Source organism: Streptomyces sp. NPDC033165, from assembly GCF_055577965.1.
The window spans coordinates 3362-5173 of record NZ_JBVIPK010000034.1 but is presented as its reverse complement, the minus strand read 5'-3'; the positions used below and the strand labels follow the sequence as shown (position 1 = coordinate 5173).

The window sequence follows — 1812 nt, the reverse complement described above, 5'->3', positions numbered from 1 at the left end:
CCTATTAGTACCAGTCAGCTCCACCCGTTACCGGGCTTCCACATCTGGCCTATCAACCCAGTCGTCTACTGGGAGCCTTAACCCCTCAAGAGGGTGGGAATACTCATCTCGAAGCAGGCTTCCCGCTTAGATGCTTTCAGCGGTTATCCTTTCCGAACGTAGCCAACCAGCCATGCCCTTGGCAGGACAACTGGCACACCAGAGGTTCGTCCGTCCCGGTCCTCTCGTACTAGGGACAGCCCTTCTCAATATTCCTACGCGCACAGCGGATAGGGACCGAACTGTCTCACGACGTTCTAAACCCAGCTCGCGTACCGCTTTAATGGGCGAACAGCCCAACCCTTGGGACCGACTCCAGCCCCAGGATGCGACGAGCCGACATCGAGGTGCCAAACCATCCCGTCGATATGGACTCTTGGGGAAGATCAGCCTGTTATCCCCGGGGTACCTTTTATCCGTTGAGCGACAGCGCTTCCACAAGCCACTGCCGGATCACTAGTCCCGACTTTCGTCCCTGCTCGACCCGTCGGTCTCACAGTCAAGCTCCCTTGTGCACTTACACTCAACACCTGATTGCCAACCAGGCTGAGGGAACCTTTGGGCGCCTCCGTTACTCTTTAGGAGGCAACCGCCCCAGTTAAACTACCCATCAGACACTGTCCCTGATCCGGATCACGGACCCAGGTTAGACATCCAGCACGACCAGAGTGGTATTTCAACGACGACTCCACAACCACTGGCGTGGCCGCTTCAAAGTCTCCCACCTATCCTACACAAGCCGAACCGAACACCAATATCAAACTGTAGTAAAGGTCCCGGGGTCTTTCCGTCCTGCTGCGCGAAACGAGCATCTTTACTCGTAGTGCAATTTCACCGGGCCTATGGTTGAGACAGTCGAGAAGTCGTTACGCCATTCGTGCAGGTCGGAACTTACCCGACAAGGAATTTCGCTACCTTAGGATGGTTATAGTTACCACCGCCGTTTACTGGCGCTTAAGTTCTCAGCTTCGCCAACCCGAAAGTCAGCTAACCGGTCCCCTTAACGTTCCAGCACCGGGCAGGCGTCAGTCCGTATACATCGCCTTACGGCTTCGCACGGACCTGTGTTTTTAGTAAACAGTCGCTTCTCGCTGGTCTCTGCGGCCACCCCCAGCTCAAGCAGCAAGTGCTCTCACCAGTGATGGCCCCCCTTCTCCCGAAGTTACGGGGGCATTTTGCCGAGTTCCTTAACCATAGTTCACCCGAACGCCTCGGTATTCTCTACCTGACCACCTGAGTCGGTTTAGGGTACGGGCCGCCATGAAACTCGCTAGAGGCTTTTCTCGACAGCATAGGATCATCCACTTCACCACAATCGGCTCGGCATCAGGTCTCACCCTGTATGTGTGACGGATTTACCTACCACACGGGCTACACCCTTACCCCGGGACAACCACCGCCCGGGCTGGACTACCTTCCTGCGTCACCCCATCGCTTACCTACTACAAGTCTGGTTCATCGGCTCCACCACTACCCTCAACTCCGAAGAGATCGGGCCGGCTTCACGGACTTAGCATCGCCTGATTCAGTACTGGGCGTTTCAAAGCGGGTACCGGAATATCAACCGGTTGTCCATCGACTACGCCTGTCGGCCTCGCCTTAGGTCCCGACTTACCCTGGGCAGATCAGCTTGACCCAGGAACCCTTAGTCAATCGGCGCACACGTTTCTCACGTGTGTATCGCTACTCATGCCTGCATTCTCACTCGTGAACCGTCCACAACTCGCTTCCGCGGCTGCTTCACCCGGCACACGACGCTCCCCTACCCATCCC

General features: G+C 56.3%; 1 rRNA gene (running past one end of the window). It reads right to left on the bottom strand.

From position 1 onward, the window contains the following. Positions 1–1812 (bottom strand): 23S ribosomal RNA (locus ACZ5WC_RS33120) (its annotated part continues 1372 nt past the right edge of the window); the annotation flags it as partial.